5 protein-coding genes are annotated in these 3,340 nt (G+C 39.3%); 4 read left to right on the top strand and 1 reads right to left on the bottom strand.

Going from position 1 to position 3,340, the window contains the following annotated elements; all coding sequences use genetic code 11:
* From WB217_RS15645 to WB217_RS15635, 3 genes are all read left to right on the top strand, one after another.
* The coding region (locus WB217_RS15645) for a sigma factor-like helix-turn-helix DNA-binding protein (protein ID WP_423994178.1) at window positions 1–443 on the top strand (443 nt) is incomplete at its 5' end.
* A gap of 21 nt (window positions 444–464) precedes the next feature.
* Window positions 465–1,043 carry an ATP-dependent Clp endopeptidase proteolytic subunit ClpP gene (gene clpP, locus WB217_RS15640; RefSeq protein WP_423994177.1) on the top strand — a complete coding sequence of 193 codons (579 nt, stop codon included), beginning with the start codon at window positions 465–467 and terminating at the stop codon, window positions 1,041–1,043.
* A 209-nt stretch (window positions 1,044–1,252) separates the two neighbouring features.
* Window positions 1,253–1,744, top strand: coding sequence for a GNAT family N-acetyltransferase (locus tag WB217_RS15635; protein WP_423994176.1), 492 nt, complete (start codon window positions 1,253–1,255; stop codon window positions 1,742–1,744).
* Between the two features lie 107 nt (window positions 1,745–1,851).
* Here WB217_RS15635 and WB217_RS15630 read toward each other — a convergent pair whose 3' ends face one another.
* Window positions 1,852–2,292, bottom strand: coding sequence for an SRPBCC family protein (locus WB217_RS15630; protein ID WP_423994175.1), 441 nt, complete (start codon window positions 2,290–2,292; stop codon window positions 1,852–1,854).
* 279 nt (window positions 2,293–2,571) lie between these two features.
* On the opposite strand from WB217_RS15630, the gene WB217_RS15625 reads away from it, so the two are divergent.
* A partial coding sequence (locus WB217_RS15625; protein WP_423994174.1) for an aminotransferase class I/II-fold pyridoxal phosphate-dependent enzyme occupies window positions 2,572–3,340 on the top strand: 769 nt, incomplete at its 3' end.

Here is a 3,340-nt window from a genome sequence, read left to right as displayed (position 1 = left end):
AGCATGAGATGCAAGGTATTCCAGAAGATTTTTCATTTCAGGAGGCTGCTTCTACACAGAACGGGGCGATTGAAACGGTTGAACTGTTAATGGAAAAAATGACACCAAAGCAGTCAGTTATTTTCATCCTTAAGGAAGCATTTCGTTTTCAATCAGCGGAGATTGCTGGTCTGCTCGGGATGACTGAAATGGCAGTAAAGGGGTCGTTGCATCGTGCGAGAAAACGGCTTGAAAAAGAAGGGACAATTCGTGAGATGGACTCATTACAGGATGAAGGGGAAGTAAAGCTTCTTTCAAGCCTGTTGAGTGAATCTCTTAAAGCTCAAGATCCAACCGTCCTGTTAGAAAATATAAGTGAAATCCCATCTCTTTTTGCTGCTCCAAAAATGGCAATGGCCATGCATTCAAGTTCTCCTCTCTCTTCTTTCAAAATGGCAGCCTAACCAGAAAAGGGAGGAAATATCATGGGTACAATTCCATATGTTATCGAGCAATCAAATAGGGGAGAACGGTCTTACGACATTTATTCTCGTCTGCTAAAAGACCGCATCATCATGCTGGGTGATGAAATCAATGACCAGGTTGCGAACAGTGTCATTGCTCAGCTGCTTTTCCTTGAAGCGGATAATCCTGAAAAGGATATTTCAATTTATATCAATAGTCCTGGCGGGTCTACAACGGCAGGTTTCGCTATTTTTGATACAATGCAGTACATCAAGCCTGATATCAGCACGATTTGCATCGGAATGGCAGCATCATTTGGAGCGATGCTTTTGCTCGCAGGTACGAAAGGAAAGCGATTCGCACTTCCGAACAGTGAGATCATGATCCATCAGCCGCTTGGCGGAGCTAGAGGGCAGGCCACTGAAATCGAAATCTCGGCACGGAGGATTCTCAAGCTTCGTGAGCATATCAACTCCATTATCTCTGAGCGTACAGGGCAGCCGATTGAAAAAATCGCGAAAGACACAGACCGTGATTATTTCATGAGTGCACAGGAAGCTCTTGAATACGGGATTATTGATAAAATCATTACGAAATAGTTAATGGGCCGTATAGCACCCCTGTATAAAAATGAGCTGTTCCTCGGCTTATTTTTTTTTTTACATTTATTTTAATAAACAATTAAAATGGAATTGTAGCCATCAGGATGAGTTTCATACAAGAGATCCTAAAAAATCATGATTAAGGGAAATCATTGTTGATATAAATCCTGAGAAGTAACGAACGAACAGAAAACGGAGGAAAGTGTATGAAAGTAGAGATCAGGCAAGCAATACATAGTGACAGAGATATTTTTATCGAGTATGCAGTTAAATTAAGCAACTTCAATCGAAATAACCATGCAAACGAATGTACATACGATAATTATGAGAGCGTTATTAATGCAATAAAAAAGAATGCTCTTGAAACATTTAATAGTAGAAATGATGATACCTTGATCCTAATTGCAGAATTAGAAGGAAAACCTGTTGGATATGCTTTAGGAAGGATTTTTGAAGAAAATGAAGCAGCAGATAATGGAACAGGCAGAATGGGTCTTTTTGACGAACTATTTTTGGATGATGCCGCCAGAGGACATGGTCTAGGACAAAGACTATTAGATGAGACTTTAAATTGGATGAAAGAAAGAGGGATTAATAGAGTTAAATTACATGCCTATTCCTGGAACGATCATGCGAAAAAATTATACGCAAGAAATGGCTTTAAGGAATATGCAGTATCCTATGAAACATTTATATAAAAAGACAGTTTGACCTTTGATTCGATAGAGTAACGCAAATACTCGCTACATAAATAGGGTATTACTTTATGTATTGTCATTAAATAATACCCCGTCATTTTTCCTGCTTAATGTACCAATGATGCTCTCAAATTACTCACGCCATTTTCCAAATACCCCTTTAAACATGTTAACATATATACCCAACCTTCTTTTTGCTGGAGCATTTTATTTACTATTTGAGGGTCATCTGCTTTCAATCCAGATTCGTTAACCTCAATGATGGTACTAGTAAAGTCCAGCTCTTTCAGTGTGAGTGTAACAGTTGTTTCTTGATTTTCTGCTCCCCAGGAAAACACGATTTTCTTATTTTCCTCGACTTCCAACACAAGAACGGACCCTTCTGCATTGTATTCATCATACCTCCAGATAATTGTCTTTCCAGGTTCCATTCTTCCTGTTCCGGATGAAAACCAGAAATTAGCCATCTTTTCAGGGTTTACAAATGCTTCAAACACTTCATGAGCAGGCTTTGAAATTTTCATTTTTGTAGTAACGTGAGTATCCATAATTGTTTTACACTCCTTCTATATTTTACGTTTCTTTCATTTTATCATGAATTAGCATGAATCCTACCCTGGCCAAAGAGGATCAGCTTATGCTTTTTTGAAAAAACAACAACAGATTTGCTTGTACATCATACTTTGCTACGTAAAAAATTCTGAAAAAATAAAAAAAGATTCTGGAACTGTAATTGTGAGACTGTTATAATCGAGTTTATATTTTAAAAAATTAGAATTTTCGAAGTACAACAACATGTCGCAAATGCACAGTAAAGGGGAATGTCCATGAATCTCTACGGATCAGAAAAAATCAGAAAAATGACCTCGAGCATCTTTCAGGAAGTGGTAGACCGAAAGCAGGCTGCTGTTTTGAAAGGGAAAGATGTCATCGATCTAAGCATTGGGAGTCCGGATTTTCCGCCACCATCTTTTGTAGTTGATACCCTGGTAGAATATTCGAAGGATCCTGGAAGATACGGGTATACATTGAAAGGAATCACTGAATTCAATGAGGCAGTAAAGTATTTTTATCAGCAGCGTTATGGTGTTGAACTAGATGATAAAAATGAAGTTCTGCAGCTGATGGGTTCTCAGGATGGGCTTTCTCACCTTGCCACAGCGATTATTGACCCAGGGGATTATGTACTTGTACCGGACCCAGGGTACCCTATCTATGAAGCTAGTGTCACAATTGCTGGCGGGCTCACCTATCCGATGCCTTTACTTGCAGAGAATAAATTCCTTCCTAAGCTGGATGAAATTCCGGAAATCGTTTTACAAAAGACGAAAATGATGGTTTTAAGCTATCCTGGAAATCCTGTCACAGCACTTGCTGATCAAAGCTTTTTTGAAGAGGTTATCCAGTTTGCCAAGCTGCATAATATACTTGTTGTGCATGACTTTGCCTATTCAGAACTTATCTATGACGGAAACCCGCAAATCAGTTTCATGTCAGTGCCGGGTGCGAAGGAAGTGGGAGTAGAGTTCAACTCGCTCTCGAAAACGTTTAATATGGCTGGCTGCCGAATTGGCTATGTGGTAGGCAACCCACAAG

It is taken from the genome of Mesobacillus sp., assembly GCF_049588175.1.
Taxonomy (GTDB): domain Bacteria; phylum Bacillota; class Bacilli; order Bacillales; family Cytobacillaceae; genus Mesobacillus.
This window is presented reverse-complemented; position numbering and strand designations above follow the sequence as displayed.